Genomic DNA, 26,988 nt, shown 5'->3' with positions numbered 1-26,988 from the left:
CGACCATCGTCAGTCCCGCGGCGAGACGGCCGAACGCTTCGCTTCCCGCTCCGATTCGAGGTCGCTCCGCAGGGCGAGCACCGTGAGGAGTTCGAGCAACTGGGTGCGCCGGTAGGCCGCGGGCTTCGTCGTCACCTCGATGCACGCCCGTCGCGACAGCGGCGTGACGTCGCTCTGCAGGAGGTGCGCGTGGATCATCGAGAGCACCTCCAGATTGCGGTCGGCGTCGATCTTCTCGCGGTCGAGCAGCGACTCGCGGAGCGCGGGGTACCGCGACAGCAGATCGAACGCGGTCTGTTTCAGGCGGTACTCGACGCTCGTAATGGGCGCGCCGAAGTTCGGGTACTCGAGGTCGACGAGGTCGGGGGCGAACCGTTCGATGAACGCCCGGTAGAGGCGGCGGCCGCCCTTCTGTCCGTCCGGACAACCCATCGCGTACGCGAAGACGGGCCGCGAGTAGAACGGCGAGACGCTCCAGAAGAAGTACCGGTTGCGGTCCTCGCCGTGGTTGAGGTAGTTGATGCCCCGCTCGTAGACGAGGAAGTGGACGTACTGCTGGGCGGTCGTCGACTCCGGGTAGGCGTCGAGTCGCTCCTCGATGGAGTCGCGCAGGTCGCTGGCGGAGACGTTCGCGATGTCCGCCGCCCTGTCGAGCGAGAACTGCGCGTTCGAGTCGACGACGTACTCCACGAGCGCCTCGCGACTGCCGAGGGTCTTCGCGGGCGTCAGGTCGACGAGAATCTTGTCGCCGCCGTCGCCCGTCACGTACTGCATCGCGCCGTGGTCCTCGCGCAACTGGTCGAAGAAGTCGAGGATGAACGCCATCCCGAGGTAGTTCATCCCCTGCTTCGCCTCGACGAGGCGTTCTCGATGGCGGTCGGTGGCGCTCGTCGAGTAGCGGGTCCAGGGGACGTCGAGTCGCTCGGCGATGGCCCGCGCGACGCGCGCGTCGTCGCTCTCGCCCTCGTCGGAGTTGTCGAACGTCGCCGTGACGTACGGCAGGTCGAGGGCGGTGAACGCCCCGCCGACCGCCCGGGAGTCGAGGCCGCCGCTCAACGAGAGGACGTCCGTCGCGTCGTCGCTCGCACGCCGTTCACAGGCGGCGAGGAACCGGTCGGCGAGTTCGGTCGCGTTCTCCTCGACGCTCCGATCGGCGTGTGCCGTCTCCTCGAAGTCGTACTCGTAGAGGCGTTCGACCCGGACGTCGCCGTCGGCGAGCGTGAGGAGGCTCCCGGCGGGGAGGCAGGTGACGCCGTCGAACACGGTCCGCTGGCCGAGGCAGTAGCCGAACAGGAGCTGCTGGGCGACGGCCAGGGAGTCGAGTTCCAGCGCCGCCCCGCGTCGGGCGGCGACCTCGCGGACGAACTTCAGTTCCCGGGAGACGACGACGGTGTCGCCCAGCGTCGCGTAGTACGTCGGCAGCCGGGCGAACGTGTCGTTGAGGAGGTAGACGGCGTCGCGCGCCTCGTCGTGGACGGTGACGAGGAAGTCGCCGTCTCTGTCGAGCACCCAGTCGGTGACGGCGTCGCGGTCGCCGTCGAGGAGGGCGTCGACCAGTGACCGAAGCGCCCGCTCGGGCGCTTCGACGTCGTACAGTCGTCCCTCCAGGACGACCCGCGCGTCGTCGAACTCGTACCCCGTCGTCGGGTAGGTGGGGTAGCCGGTCGTCGCCAGCAACGTTCCGTCGCGTGACCACCGTCGTCGCGTCTCGTACTCCGCGGAGAAGTGGAGGCTCTCGAAGAGCGACTCCGTCTCCGCCGGGACCGCTCCGCGGAGCAGGCTAGTTCCGGGCATTCAGCGGGGGGACGATTCGTCGTCGAATTGTAATTACGGGGCTACGCGACTCCCGTGGTTCGTTTACGTGGTCCACCGGTCAGGAACGGGGTTCGCGGAGCGACTGCCGACCGCGGAGCGATGGATCGTCCCGGCTCCCGCGCCACCGCAGAATCGGTGTCTCACGGCGAACGATGGGGCTGTAGGCCGACCGTTCTTCGCCGTCCCGACTCGACGTTCATCGTTCGATATGCTGAAATGATTGAATAATTCCATTAATCGCCCGACACGTTCGAATCTGGTAACCAAATGGCCAGCAGTTGATGACAAAATAGCAATAACTCTGATTTTATTGGCAGCTTCCGTTCTGCTATGTCACGACGAGCGGAAAGTGATGGAAGAGACAAGCAAACGACACTACCTCGGCGCGGCTATCTGAAGACGGTCGGCGCCGCCGTGGCGTCGCTGGGGGCACTCGAGACGATGACGGACACCGCGAGCGCGGCGGAGTACGAGACGGTCACCCTGTCGAGCGGCGAAGAGCGCTCGTACTCGGTCGGCAGTGGCGAGACGCTGGAGAACCTGCTCGTCGACGCGAGCGCGTCCGGCGCGGACGTCCACTTCAGCGCGAGCGGCGACGACTGGACCATCCGCAACGTCGGCGTGAAGGGGTCGTTCGACGTGGGGTCCGACTCCGGGGGGTACTCGAACGTGCTCTCCGCGGAGGGGAACGGTCTCGTGGAGAACTTCTACCTCGGGGACGGGCACGACGACGGCGTCCGGAAGGGTGCCATCGGCTCGTCGGCGGGCCACAGCGGCCACGTCACGTTCCGGAACTGCCACGTCGCCCGCTGGACGGGCAACGCCGTCTACGCCGCCGGCGCGGGCCGCCTCAGCGGACCGGGCAAGACGGACGGCGGCGGCGGTAGCTACACGTTCGACACGTGCCACTTCGAGAACAACAACATCGCGCACCTGCGCATCGCCTCCGGCGGGACGGAGGTGCTCGGGTGCACCTTCGTCAACAGCGGCGACGTGCCGCCCCACCCGTCGACGTCGAGCGGCGACAGCGGCGTCGTCAACTCCCGTGGCATCTACACGGGCTACGGCGACCCCTCCCAGACCATCACGGTCCGGGACTGCGACATCGACATCACCGACTCGAACACGAACGGCGCGGCCAGCGCGCTCGTCTCGGGCACCCACGGCACGTACGGCGACCTCACCGTACTCGACGTCGCGGACTCGCAGGTCCGGGGCGACGTGCGCGGAGACAACGTCCAGATCGGGAGCAACGTCGGGAGTAGCCCCGACTCGTCCGTCCCCGGTCCGGTCCCCACGTCGGCGGAGGAGGCCGCCGGTGCGACCGCCGGCGACGACAGCGGCGGGTCGGGTGGCTCGGGCGGCAGCGGTGGCGAGACCGGCGGCAGCGACGGCAACGACGGCAACGACGGCGACTCCAGCGGTTCCGGAGACGACCGCGGCAGCGACTCGGGACGTTCCGGCGAAGCGAGCGGCGAGGACCCCGAGGACGACGACGACGGCGGTGCCGGGAGCGAGGCCGTCGAGACGCTCTCCATCGCGGGCGACTCCGGGCACGCGGAGTACGCGTTCAGCGTCGGTGGCTCGCTCGAACGGACGACCGCCAACGACGCGACCATCGACTCCGACGACGACGTCTCGGAGACGACCGCCGAGGGGACGGTCAACGGTGGCGTCGACAGCTACGAGTTCACCGGCGACCTCACGGCGTTCTCGCTCGACGACGAGGCGACCGTGACGCGCAACGGCGAGTCGCTCGACCCGTCGAGCTACCCCGACGACGCGCAGTCGTCGGAGTCCGACTCCGGGGCGGACGAGTCGGACGACGAGCAGAGCGACGAGAGCGACGACGGCGAGGAGGATGCATCCGACGACGCAGACCTGGAGGACGACGACGCGTCCACCGAGTCGCACGTCCTCAGCGTCCACGGCGACGAGTGGTGGCAGCCGGCGAACTACTCCTTCACCGTGAGCGGCGACCTCTCGAAGAGCGCCGCCAACAGTGCGACGAAGGACAGCGAGGACTCCATCGACGGCTCCACCGCGCGCGGACTCGTCGCGGGCGGCGTCGACAGCTACGAGTTCACCGGTGAGGTGACGTCGATAGACGTCTCCCGCGGCGCGAGCGTCACGCTCGACGGCGACGAGGTCGACCCCTCCGAACTCGCCGACTGAGGTTCCTCGGCGTCTCGTCCCTGCACTCCACGTAGTTCCGACAACGGATTCCCCGCCGACTCTCCCTCCTTCGGTCTCCCTCTCGCTCCCCGACCGACCGCACGTGCCGTGGCTCCTGTAGGAGGGTCGTTACGAACTCCCGTCGGGGCGAGGGAGGGCCATGACACGGAGCGCGACGGCCGGGAGCGTCGACGACGAGTTCACGGTCGGGGTGTACCACCCCGCTGCCGGCGTCCGGAGTTCGGGTGGGGTCGTCGTGTTCGTCCAGGAGTCGGTGCCGGAACTCGCGGCGCTCCGGCCGACGACGCTCGTCACTCGTGACGGCGACCCGGCGCGCGCGCTCGCGACATCCGACGCGGACCTGGTGACCGTCCCCCGCGAGACGTCACGGAGCCGGGCGGGAGCCGCCACCGTCGACCTCTCCGAGCGGGTCGCCTCCTGGTCCGTCGCGGAGTCGGTCGCGTTCTTCCTCGACGCGTGGGGAGACGGGACGCTCGAACGCGTCGAGGAGGAGGTCGACGTCCTCCTCACCCACGACGCCATCGACACGCTCCTGCTGACCAACCGCCTCGACGTGCCGGTCGTCCGGGTCTACCACTCGTTCGACGGGGCGGGCGCGGGCGGGAACCTCGTCGGTCGACTGTCGAGACCGGCCGCGACCGTCGCCAACTCGAGGGTCAACGCGCGGACGCTCGCGAGCGAACTCGGCGTCGAGGTCGACGGCGTCGCGTACCCCGGCGTCGACGTCGAGACGTTCTCGCCGTCGGTCGCGCCCGCGTTCGAGCGCGACGAGGTGGTCGTCCTGTTCGTCGGCCTGCTCACCGAGGCTAAAGGGGTGTTCGACCTGGTGCGCGCGTTCGCCTCGCTGTCGACGGCGGCCGAACTCGTGCTGGTCGGTCGGGGGAACGAGGAGCGGGTCGCCGAGGCAGCGCGCGCGCTCGGTATCGAGGACAGCGTGACGTTCGCGGGGGAGGTGTCGCACGCCGACCTGCCCGGGTACTACCGCGCGGCGGACGTCCTCTGCCTGCCGACGCACAACGAGACGTTCGGCATGGTGAACCTCGAAGCGATGGCCTGCGGCACGCCGGTGGTCACGAGCGACCTGCCGGGTGTCCGGCAGTACGCCACCGACGGCGAGTCGGCGCTGCTCGTCCCGCCGGGAGACGTCGAGCGACTCGCGGCTCGGCTCGACACCGTCGTCTCGTCCCCCGAACTGCGGCGGGAACTGGGTCAGGCGGGCCGGGCCGTCGCCGAGTCGTTCACCTGGCGAGCGACGGCGGAACGCCTGCTCGCCGCCTGTGCCGACGTCGCGTCCGCGCACGAGACTGCCGTGCAGTGACGCATCGGTACCCTCGCGTGGTCGCCGAACTCGTACCGGTAGCTCTGCTGTAGTGCTGTGTTCGCAGGTGGAGCGATGTCAGTCGTGGGTCTACCGGTCTCGTTACGTACTCGGCGACTCAGTGCGGTCGTTCGGTGGTCCAGACCGCACCTGCCGACAGTAACACGGCCGCGGTGACCGCCGTCAGCGCGCCCAGCGAGGAGACGGCGAGCCCGCCGGTGAACTCCATCAGGTAGCCCGCGACGAGGCCCAGCGAGCACATCGAGAGCGCGAGCGGGGGACCGTACGACCGACCGGACCGCGCGTCGGTCGCGCCGAGGTACTGTTCGACCGTCTCGCCGCCCCGGAGGGAGATGATGCCGCGACTTCGGTCCCACTCGACGAGCCCGATCTCCTCCAGATACGGCAGGTGGTTCTGGTGGAGCGCGACGTAGATGCGCCGCTCCTGTTTCCGTTCGAGGTCCGCGACCGGCACCCCGAACTCCGCGGACGCGACGGACTCGACGAGCGTCCCGAGGTCGGTCGGTTCGTCGGCGTCGACGAGATACCGGAGTACCGAGAGTCGCCGCGCGTTGCTGAGCGTGGTGAACATCTCGTGTTCGGTCACGCCCGCCGCGTGTTCCTCCCCGTCGGTCCCGCCGTCGCGTGTGGATAGTCGTGAACGCAACATCGGGAGATATGTCACGCAAGTGGGTATTAGTTACTCGTCTATTTTCCGACTGAAACGGGGCCCTATACACGTCGGCATCTGGACGAGAAACCGGCTCAAGAGTCCCATATCGCTCCATCTGCTGGAAACAATGTTGTGTGTCTGACAGGTACGGAATTACAATCCTGACGGTTTGCCATCATGCATCCGAACATCTCCGCGAGTCTGGGGATGAGACCAACCATGAGTGAGAACCGACACGACGATGCGGCCGCGGAGCAGTCGAGCCACGACGACCGGGCGGAAGCGAACTGGCTCGGATCCTGTGATGACCACCTGACGAAACGCGTCATCGGCCGCGGGTGTACGATAGCAGCATCGGCGACCGTCGGCCATCCGTACGACGGCTGGACGGACCCCGCCCGACTCGGGGACGGCGCGACCGTCCGGAGCGGGAGCGTGATTTACACCGACGTGGCGGCCGGTGACGACTTCACGACCGGTCACAACGCGCTCGTCCGGGAGGAGACAGACATCGGCGACGGCGTGCTCGTCGGGACGAACGCGGTCGTCGACGGCGACTCGACGGTCGGCTCGAACGTCAGCCTCCAGACGGGCGTCTACATCCCGCGGAACTCCACGCTCGGCGACCGGGTGTTCGTCGGTCCCGGTGCGGTGTTCACGAACGACCCGTACCCCATCAGGGAGGAGGTCGAACTCGTCGGGCCGACGCTGGAAGACGACGTCTCCATCGGCGCCAACGCGACCGTCCTGCCGGGTATCACCGTCGGGGAGGGAGCGTTCGTCGCCGCCGGTGCCGTCGTCACCCGCGACGTGCCGCCCGGGTCGCTCGTCGTCGGTGCCCCCGGCGAGGTCCGCCCACTCCCCGACGGGTTCGGAACGGAGAACAGGCTCGGATGATCGACATCGCAGACCCGTCGGTCGGGCCGGAGGAGGTCGCCCGCGTCAGGGACGTCCTGGAGTCGGGCCGCCTCGCCGACGGCCCCGAGGTCCGGACGTTCGAGGAGGAGTTCAGCGAGTTCTGTGGCGTCGAACACGGCGTCGCCACGTCGAACGGGACGACCGCGCTCCACACCGCCCTCCACGCGCTCGGCATCGGGCCGGGCGACTACGTCCTGACGACGCCGTTCTCGTTCGTCGCCAGCGCCAACGCGATTCGGCTGGTCGGTGCGACGCCGGTGTTCGCCGACGTCGACCCGGAGACGTACAACCTCGACCCGACGGCCGTCGAACACCGGCTGGAGACGGGACCATCCGTCGACGCCATCCTCACGGTCCACCTCTACGGCCTGCCGAGCGACGTGGGGCCGCTCCGCCGACTCGCCGACGAGTACGACGTCCCCCTCGTCGAGGACGCCGCACAGGCGCACGGCGCACGCTACGACGGCGACCCCGTCGGGTCGTTCGGCGACGTCGCCTGTTTCTCGTTCTACCCGACGAAGAACATGACCACGGGCGAGGGCGGCATGGTCGTCACCGACCGCCAGACCGTGGCGGACCGAGCCGCCCGGTACGTCAACCACGGCCGGTCGTCCGAGGGGTACGAGCACGTCGAGGTCGGCCACAACTTCCGGATGACGAGTCTCGCGGCCGCTATCGGCCGCGTCCAGCTCGACCGCCTCCCGACGCTGGTGGACATCCGCCGGGCGAACGCGGCGCGCCTCGACGAGGCGCTCGCCGATAGCTCGATCCTCACGCCGTCCACCCCGCCGGGGTTCGACCACGCCTACCACCAGTACACGGTCCGGTCGGACGACCGGACAGGCCTCGCCGACCACCTCGCGGAGGCGGGCGTCGACTCGGCGGTGTACTACCCGACGCCCATCCACGAGCAGCCAGCGTACCACCACGTCGACCACAGCGCTCCCATCACGGAGCACCTCGCGGACCACGTCCTCTCGCTCCCGGTCCACCCCGGACTGTCGGACGCGGACGTCGACCGCATCGCGACCGCAGTACTCGACTACGAGACCCACCAACAATGACCGAGACCACTCGAACCGGCGTCATCGGCGTCGGTTACATGGGGTGGAACCACGCCCGACAGTACAGTGAACTGCCGAACGTCGACCTCGTCGGCGTCGCGGACCGCGACCAGAAGCGCGCCGTCCAGACCGCACGCGAGTTCGACACGGAGGCCCGGTCCGTCGAGGGCCTGCTCGACAGCGTCGACGCCGTCTCGATAGCCGTCCCGACCCAGCACCACGCCGACCTCATCGACGACTGCTTCGACGCCGGCGTCCACGTCCTCGTCGAGAAACCGTTCGTCGACGACCTCGACCGCGGCCGGGCGCTCGTCGAACGGAGCGAGGCGACGGGGCTGACGCTGCAGGTCGGTCACGTCGAGCGGTTCAACCCCGCCGTCCAGACGCTCGCCGACATCGCCTCGCACCTCGACGTCATCGCGTTCAGCACGCGCCGGGTCGGGCCGGGTGTCGACCGACAGCTCACCGACAGCGTCGCGCTCGACCTGATGATCCACGACATCGACATCGTGCTCTCAATGGTCGACGCGCCGCTCGACGACCTGACGAGCGTCTCGACGGCCAACGGACAGCACGCGACCGCTGCGCTGCGGTTCGAGGACGGCGTCGTCGCCGACATGACCGCCAGCCGCGTCACCCAGCGCGAGGAGCGGACCATCGAGGTGGTCACGGAGTCGGGCTGTCTGCTCGCCGACTGCATCGACCAGTCCGTCGAGGTCCACCGGACCTCCTCGGGCCTGCAGGAGAGCATGAACGGCCACCGTCTCTACCAGTGCGACGGCGTCGTCGAGCGGCCCAGCGTCCAGCAGGCCGACCCACTCCGACGCGAACTGGAGTCGTTCGTCGAGACCGTCGCGGCCGGAACTCTACCGCTCGTCGACGGGACCGACGGTCTCCGGGCGGTCGAACTCGCCCAGCGCGTCGAGCGGGCGGCGCTGGTCGAAGCGCTCGCCGAGGAGGTGTCGGGATGAGGTCCAGTGAGGTGGTCGGCCTCTACGGGACCGACGCTCCCGCGGACCGACAGCGTCGAGCGCTGACGAGCGGTCGCGTCCCGGTCGCCGTCTACGGTCTCGGGAAGATGGGACTCCCGCTCGCCGCCGTCTACGCCGAACTGACCGGGAACGTGACGGGCGTCGACATCGACGAACAGGTCGTCGAGACCGTCAACGCCGGCGGGACGCACGTCACGGGCGAACCCGGCCTCGCCGACCTCGTCTCGGTGGTGACCGCCGACGGCAGTCTCCAGGCGGTCAACGACCCGTCCGAGGCCGCCGAGGCCGCGAGACTCCACGTCGCCATCGTCCCGACGACGCTGACCGAAGAGCGGCGCCCGGACCTCGCGGCGCTCGAAGCCGTCGTCGAGAGCGTGGCTCACGGGCTCTCGCCGGGGGACCTCTTCGTCGTCGAGTCGACGGTCCCGCCGGGGACGTGCCGGGACCTCGTCGAACCGACGCTCGCGGCGGCGAGCGGACTCGACCCCGACGAGTTCGGGGTCGCGTTCTGCCCCGAGCGCACTGCCAGCGGGCGCGCCTTGCGCGACATCCGGGGGTCGTACCCCAAGGTCGTCGGCGGCGTCGACGAGGAGAGTACGCGTGCGGCGGCGCTCGTCTACGACGAGCTCGTCGACAACGAGGTCATCCGCGTCAGCGACACGACGACCGCGGAGTGCGTGAAGGTGTTCGAGGGCCTCTACCGCGACGTGAACATCGCGCTCGCGAACGAACTGGCGCTGGTGCGCGACGACCTGGACGTCGACGTGGTCGAGGCCATCAGCGTCGCCAACACCCAGCCGTACTGCGACATCCACACGCCGGGGGCGGGCGTCGGCGGGCACTGCATCCCCTACTACCCGTACTTCGTCTTCGACCGCGTGAGCGGGGAGATGCCGCTCTCACGGGCGGCGCGGGACGTCAACGACTCGATGCCGAGGTTCCTCGCCGAGACGGTCGTGGACGGCCTCCAGGCCCGTGGAACGGCCATCGAGGACGCGACGGTCGCGGTGCTCGGTCTCGCCTACCGGCCGGGAGTCGCGGAGACGCGCGCTTCCCCGGCGATACCCCTCGTCGAGGACCTCAGTTCGCGTGGTGCGCGCATCCTCGTCGTCGACCCGGTGCTCGACGGGGCGAGCGCGGACTACCCGTTGACGCCCATCGAGGAACTCGAACGGACCGACCTCGACGCGGCCGTCCTCGTCACGAACCACCCCGAGTTCGGGGACCTCGACTGGGAGTCGTACGACTCGCTGGTGTGTGTCGACGGTCGCGACGCCCTGGTGGACCTGCCGGACCGCCACGACTGCTACGTCGTCGGCCGCGGTCCGAACTGAGCCACTCGCGAAGTGAGTGACTGGCGAACTGAACCACTGGCCAGTGGGTAACTGGCGCGGCGAGCATCTGACGCGGTGAAGAACGGTGTGGGTGGGTTCGGTCTCCCGGTTCGCTCCGATTACGCTCCTTCGAATGCGTGGTACGACTGGTAGAGCGCGACGGTGAGGAAGCCGACGGCGAGCACCAAGAGGAGTCCGTCGGCGAACAGTGCCGACCGGACGTTTCCGAGGTACCCCGCCGTCGCCCCGGCGACACCGACGAGGCCGAGGCCGAGGTACCACCGGCTCCAGTGGTGGTCGTCGGGGTCGTCGTGCAGGTACGGCCTGAACGCGTCGAGGTGCTCGTCGGCGGTGGCGTACTTGCGAGCGTCGTTGTAGTCGACGGCCCCGACCTCGTCCAGTTTCGGCAGGTGTGACTGGTAGAGCGAGACGTAGACGCGCTTGCGCTGGGCGGACGTCACCGCGCCGGTCGGGATGTCGTTCTCGTGAGCCGCGATGTGGACGGCGAGTTCCGCCAGCGAGACGCGTCGCTGCTCCTCGAGGAGGAACTTCAGGACGTGCCGACGCCTGCTGTTCTTCAGGATGGAGAAGACGGCCGACTGCGGTGGCGGGGCCGTCTCCGACGCCCCGTCGTCGCTCACGACCTTCGCGGTGGACAACGCCGTCGCCGTCCGGGACCCCACGCGGGGGAGCTCCCGTTCGGCGTCGACGTCGGAGACCTCACTCATCGTCTCCCCCGACGAGTTGTCCCACGTGACCCCGTTCGCCCTCGTTGTCGACGTGACTGTACAGTGGTGTCGTCCGCTCCGACGAGTGTCCGATCATGCCGTGCTCTCTAGTGAAATCGGAGTGACATAAGTATCTGCAACTTACGGGGCGGGAAGGCTCGGCAAGGGTGACGATACAGCCGGAATGACGCTTCCAGCGTTCGGAATCGACGCCTCCGAAACTCGACCGATAGCGGAAACGTCGATTCGACGGTGTGACGACTCTCCGAGGTGTTATCGTAACTACACGATTCTCCGTTCCGGATAGTTGACTCTCGACGCGCGGCGACTGTTCGGGTTAATAGCCGATATTCCGTGACGCTCCCTCCGAAACGGTCCGGTACGCGGAGGGGTTCCACACGGTGACCGTCGCCGCCGCGACGACAGTCGGCGACGCCGGGTGATCAGTGTCGTTCCGCCGACGCGGCCGCCCCGTCCAGCGTCGGTTCGACGGTGGAGAGGCGCATCGCGTTGCCGGTGACGCCGACGGTCATGCCCGCGTCGCCGAACAGCACCGCCGCCCAGATCGGCAGACCGAATGGGACGGCGACGGCGAGGGCGGCCTTCGCGGCGAGGCTCGTCCAGACGTTCTGCCGGATGACGCCGTTCGCCCGGTGCGAGAGGTCATAGAGGTACGGCAGCCGCGAGAGGTCGTCGGCCATCAGCGCGATGTCCGCCGTCTCCAGGGCGGTGTCGGTACCCGCCGCACCCATCGCGACGCCGACGTCTGCGGTGGCGAGCGCGGGCGCGTCGTTGATGCCGTCGCCGACCATCGCGACCGTGCCGTACTCCGCCTGGAGCGCCTCGACGGCGCTCACCTTGTCCTCGGGGAGGAGTTCGGCGCGCACGTCGTCGACGCCGACCTGCTCGCCGATGGCGTTCGCGGTGCGCTGGTTGTCGCCGGTGAGCATGACGACGTGCTCGACGCCCAGGTCGTGGAGGCGGTCGACCATCGCGGCCGCGTCGGGTCGCACCTCGTCGGCGACGGCGATGACGCCCTCCAGTTCGTCTTCGGTCTCACCGGACTCCGTCCGGTTTCCAGCCGGGCTCCGTCCGGAGCGGCCGACCAGCACGACGGTCTTGCCCTCCGACTGGAGGCGCGGGACCGTGTGTTCCAGCAGGTCGAGGCAGTCGTTGCGCTCGCAGAGCTGCTGGGTGGTGGCCGTCACCTGCCCGCCGTCGGTCGTCGCGTGGACGTGCGAGAGGTCGAACCCCAGGTCCTCGAACAGGCCCGGCTTGCCCGCGAAGTGGGGCGTCCCGTCGAGGTCCGCGCGCACGCCCTTCCCCGTGAGGCTCTCGAAGCCCTCGACCTCGCGGTCGGCGACGCCGCGGTCGGTCGCCTGTGCGACGATGGCCTCGCCGATGGGGTGTTCCGAGCGCGTCTCCAGTCCCCGCGCACAGCGCAGCACGTCCTCCTCGCTGTTGTCGTTGAGCGGGACGACGTCGGTGACGGCGAGTTCGCCCTTCGTCAGCGTCCCGGTCTTGTCGAGGGCGATGGCGTCGACCTCGCCCATCGCCTCCAGGTGGTCGCCGCCCTTGATGAGCACGCCGTTCTTCGCGGCGCTGGTGATGCCCGAGACGACCGAGACGGGCGTCGAGATGACGAACGCGCAGGGACACGCGAGGACGACGAGCGTCAGGCCGCGGACGAACCACGTCGTCCAGTCCGCGCCCCACGCCAGCGGGGGGACGACCATCGCCGCGATGGCGACGCTCACGACGACGGGGGTGTAGTAGTCGGCGAACCGCTCGACGAACTGCTCGCGGTCAGTCCGGTTCGACTGGGCGTCCTCGACCATCGAGACGACCCGCGAGATGGTGTTGTCGCCCGCCGTGGACGTCACCTCGACCTCGAGGTAGCCGCCCTCGTTGACGGTGCCCGCGTACACCTCGTCGCCGACCGTCTTGTCCACCGGGACCGACTCGCCCGTGATGGGGGCCTGGTTGACCGCGCTGTCGCCGTCGACCACCTCGCCGTCCATCGGTATCTTCTCGCCGGGGCGGACCACGACCACCTCGCCCACCGCGACGTCCTCGACGGGGACGGTCTGCTCCTCCCCCTCTCGGCGGACGGTCGCCTCGTCGGGCGAGAGGTCCATCAGCTCGCGCAGCGAGTCTCTCGTCCTGTCCATCGAGTAGCGTTCGAGGAGTTCGGCGACGCTGAACAGGAACGCGAGCGTCGCCGCCTCGAAGTACAGCGACTCGCCGAACCCGACGCTGGCGACCAGCGCGCCGAGTATCGCCCCGCTCATCAGCAGGTCGATGTCGAGGTTCAGGTTCCGCGCGGAGTAGTAGCCGTTGCGCAGGATGCCCTGTCCGCCGAACGCGACGGCCGCCAGGAACAGCACGTCGGCGAGGAGTAGTTCACTGCCGAGGAGCCGCGCCACCTCGACGTTCGACCCGCCCAGCACGAACTCGAAGAGGAGGCCGAAGGCGACGAACGCGCCGCTGACCCAGGTCAGCACCGCGCGTCGACTCCGCCAGACGCTCCCTCCGTCGGGGACCTCGTGACTGTGACCGTGCCCCTCCTCGTCGTCCTCGTCGGCGTTCGTGACCGCGTAGCCCGCGCTCTCGATGGCGTCGACGACCTGCCGCCGCGAGACGCTCCCCTCGTCGAACGTGACGCGGACCGTCCCGTTCGTCGGTCGCGTCTCGTAGGCGCTCACGCCCTCGACGTTCACGAGAGCGTTCTCGACCTTCCCCGCACAGGACGCGCAGTCCATGTCGGGAACGCCGAACTGCTCGGTGCGAGGGCCGCTGGTCGACGCGACGCCGTAGCCCGCCTTCTCGACTCGCTCGCCGATGGCGTCCGCGTCGGTCTGCGACTCGTCGTAGCCGACCAGCAGCCGACCGCTCGTCACCTGCGGGTCCACCGACTCGATACCGTCGAGTCGCCGGACGCTCGACTCGACCTTCGTCGCGCAGGAGGCGCAGTCCATCTCGGGGACCGAAAGTTCCACCGACGCGCTCGCGTCGGCGGGCGTAGTCCGGTCGCGTCGCTCGTCGGCCGTAGCGGCCGGGCCGGACGCGTCGACGCGGGTGTCTTCGTCGTCGTGGCCGTCGTCGTCCGACCCAGCACACGGGCCGTCGCAGGCCGTCCCGCCGGCCTCGCCACGCTCGTCGCTCATAGTCGAACGTAGTCGACTGCCGCTTATTAATTCGGCTGTTATCGAGCCCGGCTCTCTGCATGGTTCTTAACAACCTATCGCGACTGTGTTGTTAAATCGCGGGCGGCCCCCTGCCGGACGGCGGTCTCGCCCCGAACCGTTATTACGTCGATGAACCGACTGTCAACGCATGGAACGGACGAGCCACGAGCAGGACCGCGAGCGCGAGTCGGTCTCGACGCTGGGGGCGACGGTCGACGTCCTGCTAGCTGCCTTCGGTCTGTGGCTGGTCTGCTGGCCGCTAGCGGGCGTAGCGAACGCCGTCGCCGGGACGCCGCTGACCGAGTCGCAGGTGTCGCTGCTGGTGGGGTGCGTCGCACTCGGTGGTTCGTACCCGTTCGTCGCGGGCGACTGGTCGCTCGGCCGCCTGGGCGATTTCGTGTTCGCCCTCGCGGCGTCGGCGCTCGCCCTCGGGGTGCTGGGGCTCTTCGCCGTGCTCCTCTCGGGAATCGAACTGTCGGGGAGCGACCCGGTCCCGCAGTTCGTGACCGTCGCCTGCGCGTACGTCGTCGCGGCCGTCGTCGTCTACTGGCGCGACTGAGTTCGCGCGATTCCCGCCGAGACGACGGCGACCGCCGCCGGAGCGTCAGTCGGCGTGCGCCTCCGGTTCGGCCTCCGACTCCTCGACGGCCGTCTTGTAGTTGCTGTAGCGCGAGTCGGTGTAGTCGTCGAACTCGCCGCGTTCGAACGCCCTGCCGATCTCCTCGCAGGCGCTCTGGATGGTGTGTTCGGTCTCGTAGCCGAGCACGTCGCGTATCTTCGAGAAGTCGACCCGGTAGCTCCGGTCGTCCTCCTTGCTGTGGTCGACGTCGAGCGTCGCGCCGGGGACGCCGTCGGCGACGATGCGCCCCACCTCTTCGATGCGGTAGTTCTGCTCGTTCGACCCGACGTTGAACACCTCGTGTTCGACCGCCTCGATGGGCGCTTCGAGACAGTCGACGTACGCGCGGGCAGCGTCCGCGACGTGGACGTTGGGGCGGTACTGGTCGCCGCCGAAGACGGGGACGACGCCCTCCGTGCGCGCTTTCGCGTTCAGGATGTTCACCACGAGGTCGAAGCGCATCCGCGGCGAGAGGCCGTACACCGTCGCCATGCGGAGGACCGTCGGCGCGAAGTTTCCGTTCATCTCCAGCAGTGCGCGTTCGGACTCGATCTTCGTCCGGGCGTACAGCGACACCGGATTGAGCGGGTCCTCCTCGGTGAGCAGGTCGTCGTGTTCGCTCCGGCCGTAGACGCTACACGTCGAGGCGAACAGGAACCGGTTTATCTGGTGGTACTTGCAGACGTCCGCGACCAGTTTCACGGCGTGGAGGTTCAGCGCGAGCGTCCGCGAGGGGTCGAGGCTGGAGGCCGGGTCGCCGACCAGTCCACCGAGGTGGACCACCGCGTCGACGCCCTCGATGGCGGTCATCACCGTCTCGATGGAGCGCATGTCGCCCTCGACGAGCGTGAACCGCTCGTGGTCCCGGTACGCGGCGATGCTCTCGTCGCCGAACAGCAACGGGTCGAGCACCCGCACCGTGTAGCCCCGTTCGAGCAGTTGGCCACAGAGCACGGACCCGACGTACCCGGCACCGCCGATGACGAGCACCGTGTCGACGCTCCCGTTCGAGGGGCGCGTCGGGCCGACGCCCTCCCCGCCCTCCGTGAGGAAGCGCACGTCCGTCACCCCCCCGTCCGCGTCCACGACGGGGACGACCAGGCGGCGGTGTTCCGGGGCAGCGCGTTCGAGCCGTTCGGGACTGAACCGGCGAGCGACGTCGCCTGGGTCCCACGAGTCACGGACGGCCACGGGGTCGTCGTTCGTCACCTGCTCGACGGGTGCGTCGAGGCTCACGCCGTCGAGGATGCCCCGGCGGATGTCCCCGTCCGTGACCGTCCCGACGAGTCGGTCGCCGTCGTCGACGACCACGAGCAGTCCGAGTCCCGACCGGTCGATGCTGCACATCGCCTCCTCCAGCGACGTGCCTCGGTGGACGAGCACGTCGCGTCGAGCCGTTCCCTCCATCGTCAGGCCACCCGCCGTTGCTCGGTGACCGCGGCGTCCACGGCGGCGACGATGCGGTCGGTCTCCGCTTCGGTCAGCCCCGGGAACATCGGGAGCGTGAGGACGCGACTCGACACGTCCTCGGTCACCCGCAAGGGCGTCCGCGGGTCGTCGTGCTCGCGGAGGTAGTACTCCGTCCGGTGGACCGGCGGGTCCCAGTACACCTTCGACGCGATGTCGCGCTCGGCCAGTCGGGAGACGACCGCCTCGCGGTCGACGCCGCGCGGGAGTTCGACGGTGTACAGCTGGTAGACGTGGCGACCGGTCGGCGACGAGTGGGGACGGACGCCCTCGACGCCCTCGAACCCGCGGTTCAGTCGTGTAGCGGCCTCACGACGGCGGGCGACGAGCTCCTCGATACGGTCCAGCTGGGAGCAGCCGATGGCCGCCACCACGTCCGCCATCCGCAGGTTCGCCCCGAGCGAGACGTACCGGCCGGTCCGCGCGGAGTCGAAGTAGCGATCGGACGCGCGTCCGTGCGACCGGTAGAGTCGAGCGCGTCGCGCCACCTCCTCGTCGTCGGTGACGACGGCCCCGCCCTCACCGGTCGTCGCCACCTTGTTCTGACAGAAGCTCAGCGCGGCGGAGTCGCCGACGGTTCCGAGGAGGTCGCCGTCCGCGTCCGCGCCGAGCGCCTCTGCGGCGTCCTCGACGAGCAGGAGGTCCTCCTCGTCGGCCAGCGCGGCGAGTTCCTCGATGCGGCACGCCCCGCCGTAGGGGTGGACCGGCAGGACGGCGGCGGTGTCGGGGCCGACGCAGTCGCGCACGGAGGAAGGGTCGAGACCGTAGGTGTCGGGTTCGATATCCGCGAAGACGGGCGTCGCACCGGTCAGTCGAACCGCGTTCGCGGTGGCGATGAACGTGAACGAGGGGACGACCACCTCGTCGCCCGGACCGACGTCGTGGGCGACGAGGGCCGTCACGAGCGCACTGGTCCCCGAGTTCACCGCGACGGCGTGGTCGACGCCGAGGTAGTCGGTGATACGCTCTTCGAACGCCTCGACGAAGGGGCCGTTCGCCCAGTGGCTCCCCCGGCGAATCGAGGCCGTCGCGTTCGCTACGTCCTCCTCGTCGGTGTCGATCCGGAACAGTGGAATGGTCTCACCCATCTTCTATCACGTGCCTCTGTCCGTCGGCAATCGAACGTTTAGTTATGGCCAGATGATACATTTCCGCCGGGAACAGGGCCGTTGAAATGAGAATTTATCACCTCCGTTTCACGAAACGATAGCCGGTCGGCCCCCGATAACGTCGCCGGTACTTATCCCCACAGAGACGCGTACGAGTACGGTAAAGCGATGAGAGCAGTGATGTACCACTACGTCAGGCCGGTCGCGGACCGTCCGCCGAACGGCTACTATCGACTCGAACTATCAGATTTCAGACGTCAACTCGACCGCCTGGAGCGAGCGTTCGACGTCCTCGACCGTACCCGACTCCTCGCGGTCCTCCGGGGCGACGCCCCACCGCCGGACGACGGCCTCGTCCTGACGTTCGACGACGGCCTCCTCGATCACCACGAGTGGGTGTTCCCGGAACTCCGGCGACGGGGGCTGTGCGGCGTCTTCTTCGTCTCGACCGGGCCGCTCGACGGCCAGGTCCTCCCCGTCCACCGGGTCCACTCACTGCTCGGGTCGCACCCGACGGACCGGGTCCGCGAGGCGCTGCTGGCGACGATGGACGAGCGGGGCGTCGCCGCCGACGGAGGTGGTTCTACGGACACGTACCGGTCCGACGCTGTGCGTGACGTGGAGGACGACCCTGCCGCCCACGCGGCCGCGGTCAAGCGGCTGGTCAACTTCGAACTGCCCCCCGAATCGGTTCCCGGACTGCTCGACGCGGTCGAGTCGCGTCTCGGCGCGACGACGCCGAGCGCGGACGCGTACTACCTCTCCGAGACGGGACTGCGGGACCTCGACGACGCCGGGATGGTCGTCGGCGCGCACACCGTCACGCACCCGGTCCTCTCACGGCTCTCGGTCGCCGCCCAGCGCCGGGAGATACGCGACTCGTTCGACCGACTGGAGGAGGTGGTCGGACCGCTCGACGTGCGCCCGTTCGCGTACCCCTACGGCGGTCCGGAGACGTTCACGGACGCGACGGAGGAACTGCTCGCAGACGCCGACTGCGACGTGGCGTTCACGACCGTCTCGGGGGCTTTCGACGGTGACGACGTACGGGACCGGCCGTTCGCGCTTCCCCGCCAGGACTGCAACGAGTTCCCCCACGGCGACGCGTCGTTCGACGTGTCGGTCTCGGGCGAGTGACGCTTACACCGCCGCTAACCGGCTCTCAGACGCTTTCCTCGGACTTCCGACCGGTGTACGCCATCCCCCGGTGACGCTCTCGACGCCCGACCGCTCTCCGCTCTCGTCGTAGCAGTTCCTAACCTTACGTCGCGCGCTGGTGGTGAGGAGCGATGGAGAGACGCCACGGGAAACCAGTCGACCCGAGACAGTTCAAGCAACGGGACCTCGCAGACCTGGAGCGCGGCGTGGACGCCAACCGCGAGCGCGCCGCGGCGTTCCGCGAACGGGAGAGCGTCGCCGCCGACGCGTGTCCGGTCTGCGACGCCGACGAGCGCACCGTCGTCCGGACGATGTTCGGCTACGACTACGCGCAGTGCGCCGACTGTACGCACGTCTACCTGACGGAGCGACCGACCGAAGCGGCGCTCCTCGACTACTTCGAGGAGAACGAGGACCTCGCGGACCTCTACACCGACGAGCGCCAGCGAGCGTACCGGCGCGAGCACATCACCGAACCGAAGTTCGACTTCGTGCTCGACCACGTCGACCGCACGGACGGCCGCTGGCTCGACGTGGGCTGTGGGATGGGCGAGTCAGTCGACTACCTCCGAGAGCGTGGCTGGGACGCCGAGGGCCTGGAACCGAGTGAGGACTGCGTGCGCGCCGCCCGAGAGACGCTCGGCATCGACCTCCACCAGCAGTCGCTCGACGCCTACGCCGCCGACCAGCCAGCGGGCTCGTTCGACGTCGCCTCGCTGTTCGGCATCCTCGTGCTGACGCCGGACCCGGTCAGCCAACTGCGGCACGTCCGCCACCTCCTGCGGGACGACGGGTTCGTCGCGGTCGGCGACGGTCACTACGACTCCGTCTCGTCGCTCGTGCATCGAGCGTTCCCCGACCGGGCGCTCCGACACTCCATCCCGCCCGTCGGTCTCCACCAGTTCACCGGCGAGTCCATCGAGCGCATGTTCGAGGCCGCAGGGTTCGAGGGCGTCGCTACCTGGCACTTCGGCCTCGACGTCTACGAGTTCCTCACCCACCTCCGCCTCGAACTCGACGGGTTCGGCGACACCGACCTGTACGACTACCTCATGGACCACCTGAACGAGTTCCAGGGAGTCGTCGACGAGGACGAGCGAAGCGACTACGTGGTCGTCGTGGCGCGGTGTGACTGAGATGCCGTCGCGCTCCGAATCCCGCGAGTCGCGCGACTCGGACGCCGACGAGAGGGGCCTGTTCGACCTGACCGGTCGGACCGTGGTCGTCGCGGGCGGCGCGGGACTCATCGGGACGGCGCTCTCTGCGGGCATCGCCGAGCAGGGTGCCACCGTCGTCGTCGCCGACGCGGCCCCGGAACGCGGTCGGGCGGTCGCCGAGGACGTGGACGGGGCGTTCGTCGAGACGGACGTGACCGACGAGGCGTCGGTCGAGTCGCTGTTCGAGACCGTCGTCGCGGAGCACGGCGGTCTCGACGGTCTGGTCAACTGCTCGTACCCGCGCAACGCGAACTACGGGCGGCGCTACGAGGACGTGACGTACGCCGACTGGCGCGAGAACGTCGACCTGCACCTGAACAGCTACTTCCTCGTCACGCACCGCGCGTCGCTCGTCATGCGCGAGGCGGGCGGCGGGAGCGTCGTCAACTTCGGCTCGACGTACGGCGTGCAGGCTCCCGACTTCTCCGTCTACGAGGGCACCGAGATGACGAGTCCCGTCGAGTACGCGGCCATCAAGGGCGGCGTCCGCAACCTCACCCGGTACGTGGCGTCGTACCTCGGACGGGACGGCGTCCGGGTCAACACCGTCAGCCCCGGCGGCGTCTTCGACGAACAACACCCCACGTTCGTCGAGGAGTACGAGCGCCGGACCCCGCTCGGTCGGATGGCCCGCCCCGAGGACCTCGTCGGAGCGGTCGTCTACCTCCTGTCGGACGCCTCGGCGTACGTCACCGGCCACGACCTCCGGGTCGACGGCGGATGGACCATCTGCTGAGGGACGGGGCGACCCAGTTCGCCACGCCTTCGGAGAGATAAACCGCCGTCAGACGGTCTGTAAGGGCTGAGCTACAGCTATTTCGCGACTGCTACTTATGCGCCCCGCGTCGCAACACTCGCTCGATTCAGATGATTGACAACCGACGGGTCGTCGCCGTCGTCCCGGCACGCGGGGGGAGCACGACGGTCCCGAACAAGAACCTGCGACGACTGGGGGACAGACCGCTCGTCGCGTGGCCCATCGACGCGGCCGAGGCGACGCCCGAGATAGACCGGACGGTCGTCACGACCGACGATCCGAGCATCGCGGCCGTCGCCCGCGACCACGGCGCGGAGGTCGTCGAGCGTCCCGCGGACCTGGCGACCGACGACGCGCTCGTCGCCGACGCGCTCAGGCACGTCCTCGGCGAGTTGCGAGACGAGGGCGAGACGGCCGACGTCGTCGTGATGCTCGAACCGACCTGCCCGCTGCGCACGCCGGGCGACGTCCAGCAGTGTCTCGACCGCCTCGTCAGTAGCGACTGCGACTCTGTGGCGACGTTCACCGAGGCGGGACTCAACCCCCACCGGGCGTGGCGGTTCGACGACGACGGCGACCCCACCCCGTTCCTCACCGGCGCGGACCCGTGGCAGCCCCGACAGTCGCTCCCAGAGTCGTACGAACTGACCGGCGCGGTGTACGCGTTCGAGAGGGACGCCCTGCCGAAGGCGGGCAGTTCGCTGCTGTTCGAGCGCCCCGGCGCGGTCCTGCTGCCGCGGGAGCGGAGCGTCGACCTCGACACCGAACTGGACTTCGCCGTCGCCGAGGCACTGCTCGCGGAGGGCGTCCATGAGTGAGCCGCCGACCGTCTGGGACCTGTTCGACCTGACGGGTCGGACGGCGGTCGTCACCGGCGGTCCCGGACAGCTCGGGTCGCAGCTCTGTGACGCGCTGGCGGAGGCGGGCGCGAACGTCGTCGTCACTTCGCGCACGTACGAGGACTGCGAGGCGAAGGCGCGCGAACTCTCCTCGCAGTACGGCGAGGCGCTCCCCGTGGCCGCCGACGTGACCGACGAGGACTCCGTCGAGGAACTGGTCGAGACCACCGTGGACGTCTTCGGTGGCATCGACATCCTCGTCAACAACGCGTACCACGCGACTGGTTACGGGCGGTCGTTCGAGGAGTTGACGAAGGAGGAGTGGGCCGAGACGCTCGAAGGCACGCTCACGCAGGCGTTCGTCACGACGCAGGCCGCGCTGCCGGAAATCCGGGAGAGCGACGCGCCGAGCATCGTCAACGTCGGGAGCCACTACGGCGTCGTCCCGCCGGACCAGCGCGTCTACGGCGACACGGGCATCAACAATCCGCCCACCTACGGGGCCGCGAAGGCGGGCCTCATCCAGTTCACGCGCTGGCTGGCGTCGTACCTCCACCAGGAGCGCATCCGGGTGAACGCCATCAGCCCCGGCGGGTTCTACAGCGAGGCGATGGAGGACGTCGAGGGGTACACCGAGACGTTCGTCCCGAACTACGAGGAGCGAACCATGCTCGGGCGGATGGGCGACGACACCGACCTGAAGGGCCTGATCGTCTACCTCGCCTCGGACGCGAGCAAGTGGATGACCGGGCAGAACGTCGTCCTCGACGGCGGGTGGACGGTATGGTGAGCGTCGTCCGCGACGACGGTATCCGGGTCGAGGCGGAGTCGAGTGCCGCCGACCTCTCGCTCGGCGTCGTCGGCACGACGCCCGGCAACGGCCACCCCTACTCGTTCGCGTCCATCGTCAACGGCTACTCCGACGCGGGGTTCGCGGAGTCGGAGTGGGACGGCATCCACGACTACCTGCGCGAGAAGTCGCCCGCAGAGTTCGGCTTCGAGGGCGTACACGTCACCCACGCGTGGACCCAGGACCGCGCCGAGACCGACCGCCTCTGTGCCGCGGCGCGCGTTCCGACCCCCGTCGACTCGCTGGAGGAACTCCACGGCGAGGTGGACGCCCTCCTGCTCCTGCGCGACGATTACGAGCGTCACGCCGAGATGGCCCTGCCGTTCCTGGAGGACGGGACGCCCGTCTTCGTGGACAAGCCGCTCGCGCTCGACGCCGGAGAACTCGACCGGTTCCGCCCGCACCTCGAATCGGGACGGCTCGTCTCCTGTTCGGGGATGCGGTTCGCGCGCGAACTCGACGACCCGCGGGCCACCCTAGCCGAGAGCGGCGAGGTGCGCGTCGCGCGCGGAACGGTCGTCAACGACTGGGAGCACTACGGCGTCCACATGCTGGACGCCGTCTTCGGCGTCCTCGACCAGCGGCCGGTTCGCGTCTCGCCGTTCGACGTGCCCCACGACGCCTTCGCGGTCGAACTCGACGGCGGGACGCTCGTCGAGGTGGACGCGCTGGGCGACGGCCCGTTCGTCTTCGACGTGGGGTTCTACGGCGACGGCGGTCACTCGACGCACGAACTCCGGGACAACTTCACCGCGTTCCGCCGGACGCTCTGGGCGTTCCTCCACACCGTCCACACCGGCGACCCGGTGGTCGACCCCGAGGACACGCTCGACGTGATGCGCACCCTGATAGCGGGCCGCCGCGCCCGCGAGACGGGCGAACCGGTCGCCCTCGCGGACCTCGGGATATGAGCGACGACGTCCTCACCGCGGACGCCACGTCGGTCGAACGGGCCGGCCGCCGGACGGTCGTCTTCCTCGGCGCGAACAACGTCGGGCTGGAGGTGTACGACTGGCTCTGTGACCGCGACTCGGTGGACGTGCTGGCGATGCTGACCGAGGCCGACCAGCTGTCGCTCGTCGAGCGCCTCGACCCGGAGTTCGTCGTCGCCTGCGGGTTCACCCACGTCGTCCCGCCGGAGGTACTGGCGGTTCCCGACCGTGGCTGTCTCAACCTCCACCCCGGACTGCTCCCGTACGCGCGCGGCTACAACCCGAACGTCTGGAGCATCGTCGAGGGCCTGCCAGCCGGGGTGACCCTGCACTACATGGACGACGGCGTCGACACTGGCCCCATCGTCGCCACCCGCGAGGTGGAGACGCGGTTCGACGACACCGGAAAGGACCTCTACGAGCGCCTCGAACGCGCCGCGTACGACCTGTTCGTCGAGACGTGGCCGAGCGTCGAGGAGGGGGCCGTCGAGGTCCGCGAGCAGGACGACGCGCTCGCGACGACGCACGTCAAACGCGAGTTCGTCGACCTCTGCGAACTCGACCCCGACGAGGAACTGCCGGTCCGCGACCTGCTCGACCGCCTGCGCGCCCTGACCTTCCCGCCGTTCGACAACGCCCACGTCGACGTCGACGGCGAGACGTACTACGTCGAGGTCTCGCTCACCCACGAGGACGATGCTGACTCGGAGGACCTCGGGCGACTCTCGTCGTACTGAGCGGGTGCGTTCGTCTCCAATCTCCGTCCCTGCTTCTCACTCCGCGAGGTAGTCACGCGCGTTCACGAACCGGTCGTCGAGCGACGCCCACTCGAAGTCGAGGAGCGCACTCGCAGGTATCTCCTCACCGTCGACGCCGACGCGCGTCAGGTCGAGACGCCCCTCCCACGTACCGACCCGGAGCGCGTCGCCTTCGACGGACAGCAGTTCGCCCGGTTCGCAGAACGCGCGCGCCCCGCTCGGCGGGTTCGCGGCCCAGAACCGCACCTCGTGACCGTTCAGCGACGAGAACGCGCCGGGGTACGGGTGGGTCTGCCCGCGAATCCAGTCGTACACCTCGCGCGGTGGGCGTGTCCAGTCGACCAGGCCGTGCCGTGGAACGCGCTTCGGCCACCAGGTGGCCGCGTCGTCGTCCTGTGGGTCGCGGGGCACCTCGCCCGCCTCGAAGCGCGGGTAGTACTCCCGAATCAGTTCCCGGCCCGCCGCGACGACCTTCCCGTACAGCGAAGCGGCGTCGTCCTCGACCGCGATGTCGATGGGCACCTGTCCGACGAGGTCCCCCGCGTCCGCTTCGGCGACGAGGTGGAAACAGGAGAGGGCGGTCTCGTCGAGACCCGTGACGAGGCTCCAGGCGATGGGTGCGCGTCCCCGACCGCGCGGGAGCGGTGCCGGGTGCATGCCGAGCGCCGCCACGGTCGCCAGGTCGAACACCGCCGGGTCGACGAGGCGCGACCACCCGACGACGAACAGCAGGTCCGGGTCGTACCCCGCGATGCGCTCGCGGACCGACTCGGCGTTCACGTCGTCCGTCTCGTGGAGCGGGACGTCGTGGGCCGTCGCGAACGCCGAAAGGTCGGTCTGGTCGCTGATTCTCGGCTGCTGTGGGCGTGTGAAGATACCGCGAACGTCCGCACCGAGGGCGACCAGTTCCTCCAGACACGCCAGACCGAGGTCGTTGTGGGTGACGAAGACGACGCGCATGCCTCACGATGGACGACGAGGCACATTGCAAATGGCTGCCGACGACGGTCTACCGACCCGGCGAAACGGGCACCTACTCGTGACGCTCACGTTCGCTTCGACAAGTATTATTGACACGTTTTGCGAGTCGGACGACCGATGCGCTCTCTCCCCTCGCGGGCCGACGTGGTGGACGGCGTCGAACGTCGGGCGGGCCGAGTCCTCGGGCGTGCGCTCCCCGTCGTCGAACCGCTCTGGCGGGTCGCCGTCGACGGAACGCTCGTCGTCGGCGAGCAGGAGACGCCGACGTGGGTGACGGAGCCAGCCACCGCGACCATCGTCCGGCACGTCAGGGACGACTCGCGGTACTACTCGGTGCTCGACCGTGACGGGCCGCCGCGCGTGCGGGTCGAGTCGCGGACGCCGTTCGAGCGCGTCGACTGCTCGCTCCTGAACGGGAAACTCGCCCGCGACGTGCGGGTCGTCGGACAGTTCGAGACGAGCGACGGCACCGAGACCCACGTCCAGCGGTTCGCCGACCTCGACCGGGAGCGGTTCGACGGCGAGGCGGAGATTCCGGTCTCGTTCCGGCTGGACTCACCCGCGACGGCTGGCCTGCTGACCGTCGAGTCGACGACCCGACGGAACCGATTCGCGACGGTCGCCACCCGCGCGTACGACCGCCTCTCGGAGCGCGACTTCGAACCGCGTCGGTCGGTCTCCCTGACCCACCCCTCGCTCGGTACCGACGCGGACGGCCCGCTCGTCCTCCTCGTGTCGGTGGACACGCTCCGGTTCGACGCGCGCGAGCAGTGCGGGGCGCTCCTCGACGCACTGGGCGACGACGCGTTCGTTCCGGACGAACCGCGGACGCAGGGGTTCTGGACCGCGCCCGCTCACGGTTCGCTGTTCACCGGCGTCCATCCGGGCGACCACGGCTACGTCGGCTGGCTGGACGAGAACCGCGACTCGCAGATACACCCGGACCTCGTCACCCTCCCGGAGTTCCTCGCGGACCACCACTACCGCTGCTCGGCGGCCGTTAGTCACACGCGCGTGCTCCCCGAGTCCGGGTTCGGCCGGGGGTTCCACCGCTTCCGGTTCGACGACATGTCCGACTGGGTGGGGCGTCCCGTCGACGCCGCGACCACCGTCGACCGGGTGCTCGACTGGATGGCGACGGACCGACGGGCGGGACAGGACCGCGCGTTCTACTTCGTCCACCTGTTCGACCCGCACTTCCCGTACCTGCCGCCGCTGGACCGCTACGACGTCGGCGACGTGGAGTTCGGGGCCATCGAGGCGTACCACCGGACCATCGCAGAGGTGGCCGACGACCCCGACCGGGGGTACCTCGAACAGCTACGGTCCGACCTCCCGGTCAGCCAGGAGACGGTCAAAATCCTCCAGGGCTACTACGCGCAGGCGGTCGACTACACTGCCGAGCAGGTGACCCGTCTCGTCGAGGGACTGAAGCGCCTCGACCGGTTCGACGACGCGCTCGTCATCGTCACGGGCGACCACGGCGAGGAGTTCGGCGAGCGAGGGTTCTACCTCCACACGAGTCTCGGCGACGCGAACGTCCGACCGTTCCTCGCGGTCAAGCCCCCCGCGGACTCGTCGTTGTCGCCGCAGGACCCCGTCGACCACCTCGACGTGCTCCCCACTGTGGCGCGCGAACTCGGCGTCGACCCCCCAGCGCAGTGCCAGGGGCGGGCGTGGCACGACGACCCGCCCTCCGGGCCGCGCGTCACCGAGCGCATCTCCCCCGACTGCTACAACGTCGCCGTCGAGGACGAGAGGCTGAAGGCAATCTTCACCTTCGAGGGCGACTTCCCGAGGCGACCGACCGCCGAGCAGGTCGACGCCGGCCCCGTCGCGGAGGAGTACTACCGACTCGCCGAGGTCAGACAGCACCCTCACGAGGTCCAGCAAGTGAGCCCGTCGGACGCGTACCGCGCCGAACTGCTCGCCGTCGCTCGCGAGTTCGCCCGCTCGACGCCCGTCGTGGACCGTTGGGAGGAAGAGCGAGGTGCCTCCCCGACGCCGTCTCAGGAGACGGCGGCCCGACTCCGGCGACTGGGCTACCGGTGAGAAGTGGCAGTCCCGGAGAGCGA

The 26,988-nt window shown here is 69.2% G+C and carries 22 protein-coding genes; 15 read left to right on the top strand and 7 right to left on the bottom strand.

The window, feature by feature from the left end; translation table 11 throughout:
- Window positions 1–9 precede the first annotated feature (9 nt).
- Complete coding sequence (locus tag MX571_RS16705; RefSeq protein WP_247418818.1) at window positions 10–1,794, bottom strand: asparagine synthase-related protein; 1,785 nt, start codon at window positions 1,792–1,794, stop codon at window positions 10–12.
- Between the two features lie 462 nt (window positions 1,795–2,256).
- On the opposite strand from MX571_RS16705, the gene MX571_RS16700 reads away from it, so the two are divergent.
- Both MX571_RS16700 and MX571_RS16695 read left to right on the top strand, forming a co-directional pair.
- The gene (locus tag MX571_RS16700) at window positions 2,257–3,990 is read left to right on the top strand and encodes a hypothetical protein (RefSeq protein ID WP_247418817.1); all 1,734 of its coding nucleotides are present in this window, start codon (window positions 2,257–2,259) and stop codon (window positions 3,988–3,990) included.
- 160 nt (window positions 3,991–4,150) lie between these two features.
- Window positions 4,151–5,329, top strand: coding sequence for a glycosyltransferase family 4 protein (locus MX571_RS16695; protein ID WP_247418816.1), 1,179 nt, complete (start codon window positions 4,151–4,153; stop codon window positions 5,327–5,329).
- A 118-nt stretch (window positions 5,330–5,447) separates the two neighbouring features.
- Here MX571_RS16695 and MX571_RS16690 read toward each other — a convergent pair whose 3' ends face one another.
- Window positions 5,448–5,999 carry a DUF7344 domain-containing protein gene (locus tag MX571_RS16690; protein ID WP_247418815.1) on the bottom strand — a complete coding sequence of 184 codons (552 nt, stop codon included), beginning with the start codon at window positions 5,997–5,999 and terminating at the stop codon, window positions 5,448–5,450.
- Window positions 6,000–6,314: 315 nt separating this feature from the next.
- Between MX571_RS16690 and MX571_RS16685 the strand changes: the two genes are divergently transcribed.
- Genes MX571_RS16685 through MX571_RS16670 form a run of 4 tightly spaced genes read left to right on the top strand, consistent with a single transcriptional unit; the run spans window position 6,315 to window position 10,310 of the window.
- Entirely contained in the window at window positions 6,315–6,899 is a 585-nt protein-coding gene (locus tag MX571_RS16685) for an acyltransferase (protein WP_247420205.1), read from the top strand.
- Window positions 6,896–7,984 carry a DegT/DnrJ/EryC1/StrS family aminotransferase gene (locus tag MX571_RS16680; RefSeq protein WP_247418814.1) on the top strand — a complete coding sequence of 363 codons (1,089 nt, stop codon included), beginning with the start codon at window positions 6,896–6,898 and terminating at the stop codon, window positions 7,982–7,984. Before MX571_RS16685 ends, MX571_RS16680 begins: the two co-directional genes overlap by 4 nt.
- On the top strand, window positions 7,981–8,955 hold the full coding sequence (locus MX571_RS16675) for a Gfo/Idh/MocA family protein (RefSeq protein ID WP_247418813.1): 975 nt from the start codon (window positions 7,981–7,983) through the stop codon (window positions 8,953–8,955). Before MX571_RS16680 ends, MX571_RS16675 begins: the two co-directional genes overlap by 4 nt.
- Window positions 8,952–10,310: a nucleotide sugar dehydrogenase gene (locus MX571_RS16670; protein ID WP_247418812.1), complete on the top strand. Its 1,359-nt coding sequence runs from the start codon at window positions 8,952–8,954 to the stop codon at window positions 10,308–10,310. The genes MX571_RS16675 and MX571_RS16670 overlap by 4 nt, the downstream gene beginning before the upstream one ends.
- A 119-nt stretch (window positions 10,311–10,429) precedes the next feature.
- Here MX571_RS16670 and MX571_RS16665 read toward each other — a convergent pair whose 3' ends face one another.
- Entirely contained in the window at window positions 10,430–11,038 is a 609-nt protein-coding gene (locus tag MX571_RS16665; protein WP_247418810.1) for a DUF7344 domain-containing protein, read from the bottom strand.
- Between the two features lie 443 nt (window positions 11,039–11,481).
- Entirely contained in the window at window positions 11,482–14,205 is a 2,724-nt protein-coding gene (locus MX571_RS16660) for a heavy metal translocating P-type ATPase (RefSeq protein ID WP_282594678.1), read from the bottom strand.
- Window positions 14,206–14,374: 169 nt separating this feature from the next.
- Here MX571_RS16660 and MX571_RS16655 point away from each other — a divergent pair, with 169 nt between their 5' ends.
- A complete protein-coding gene (locus MX571_RS16655; protein WP_247418808.1) occupies window positions 14,375–14,785 on the top strand; it encodes a hypothetical protein in 411 nt (136 codons plus the stop codon).
- 45 nt (window positions 14,786–14,830) lie between these two features.
- Here MX571_RS16655 and MX571_RS16650 read toward each other — a convergent pair whose 3' ends face one another.
- Both MX571_RS16650 and MX571_RS16645 read right to left on the bottom strand, forming a co-directional pair.
- Window positions 14,831–16,252 (bottom strand): NAD-dependent epimerase/dehydratase family protein, encoded by a 1,422-nt coding sequence (locus MX571_RS16650; RefSeq protein WP_247418807.1) that lies wholly within the window; start codon window positions 16,250–16,252, stop codon window positions 14,831–14,833.
- 2 nt (window positions 16,253–16,254) lie between these two features.
- A complete protein-coding gene (locus MX571_RS16645) occupies window positions 16,255–17,400 on the bottom strand; it encodes a DegT/DnrJ/EryC1/StrS family aminotransferase (RefSeq protein WP_247418805.1) in 1,146 nt (381 codons plus the stop codon).
- Between the two features lie 189 nt (window positions 17,401–17,589).
- Between MX571_RS16645 and MX571_RS16640 the strand changes: the two genes are divergently transcribed.
- The 7 genes from MX571_RS16640 to MX571_RS16610 all read left to right on the top strand — a co-directional run bounded on the left by MX571_RS16640 (window position 17,590) and on the right by MX571_RS16610 (window position 23,911).
- Window positions 17,590–18,558: a polysaccharide deacetylase family protein gene (locus tag MX571_RS16640; RefSeq protein ID WP_247418801.1), complete on the top strand. Its 969-nt coding sequence runs from the start codon at window positions 17,590–17,592 to the stop codon at window positions 18,556–18,558.
- Between the two features lie 152 nt (window positions 18,559–18,710).
- Window positions 18,711–19,715 (top strand): class I SAM-dependent methyltransferase, encoded by a 1,005-nt coding sequence (locus tag MX571_RS16635; RefSeq protein WP_247418799.1) that lies wholly within the window; start codon window positions 18,711–18,713, stop codon window positions 19,713–19,715.
- A 1-nt stretch (window position 19,716) separates the two neighbouring features.
- Window positions 19,717–20,532, top strand: a complete 816-nt coding sequence (locus MX571_RS16630; RefSeq protein ID WP_247418798.1) for an oxidoreductase — start codon at window positions 19,717–19,719, stop codon at window positions 20,530–20,532.
- 131 nt (window positions 20,533–20,663) lie between these two features.
- A complete protein-coding gene (locus MX571_RS16625; RefSeq protein WP_247418797.1) occupies window positions 20,664–21,371 on the top strand; it encodes an acylneuraminate cytidylyltransferase family protein in 708 nt (235 codons plus the stop codon).
- On the top strand, window positions 21,364–22,182 hold the full coding sequence (locus MX571_RS16620; RefSeq protein WP_247418796.1) for an SDR family oxidoreductase: 819 nt from the start codon (window positions 21,364–21,366) through the stop codon (window positions 22,180–22,182). Before MX571_RS16625 ends, MX571_RS16620 begins: the two co-directional genes overlap by 8 nt.
- Window positions 22,176–23,153, top strand: coding sequence for a Gfo/Idh/MocA family protein (locus MX571_RS16615; RefSeq protein WP_247418793.1), 978 nt, complete (start codon window positions 22,176–22,178; stop codon window positions 23,151–23,153). Before MX571_RS16620 ends, MX571_RS16615 begins: the two co-directional genes overlap by 7 nt.
- The gene (locus tag MX571_RS16610; RefSeq protein ID WP_247418792.1) at window positions 23,150–23,911 is read left to right on the top strand and encodes a methionyl-tRNA formyltransferase; all 762 of its coding nucleotides are present in this window, start codon (window positions 23,150–23,152) and stop codon (window positions 23,909–23,911) included. The genes MX571_RS16615 and MX571_RS16610 overlap by 4 nt, the downstream gene beginning before the upstream one ends.
- A 36-nt stretch (window positions 23,912–23,947) precedes the next feature.
- On the opposite strand, the gene MX571_RS16605 is transcribed toward MX571_RS16610, so the two are convergent.
- Entirely contained in the window at window positions 23,948–24,892 is a 945-nt protein-coding gene (locus MX571_RS16605; protein ID WP_247418791.1) for a methionyl-tRNA formyltransferase, read from the bottom strand.
- A 138-nt stretch (window positions 24,893–25,030) separates the two neighbouring features.
- On the opposite strand from MX571_RS16605, the gene MX571_RS16600 reads away from it, so the two are divergent.
- On the top strand, window positions 25,031–26,965 hold the full coding sequence (locus MX571_RS16600) for a sulfatase (protein ID WP_247418790.1): 1,935 nt from the start codon (window positions 25,031–25,033) through the stop codon (window positions 26,963–26,965).
- The last annotated feature ends 23 nt before the right edge of the window (window positions 26,966–26,988 follow it).

Source organism: Halomarina salina, from assembly GCF_023074835.1.
In the GTDB taxonomy this organism is placed as follows: domain Archaea; phylum Halobacteriota; class Halobacteria; order Halobacteriales; family Haloarculaceae; genus Halomarina; species Halomarina salina.
This window is presented reverse-complemented; position numbering and strand designations above follow the sequence as displayed.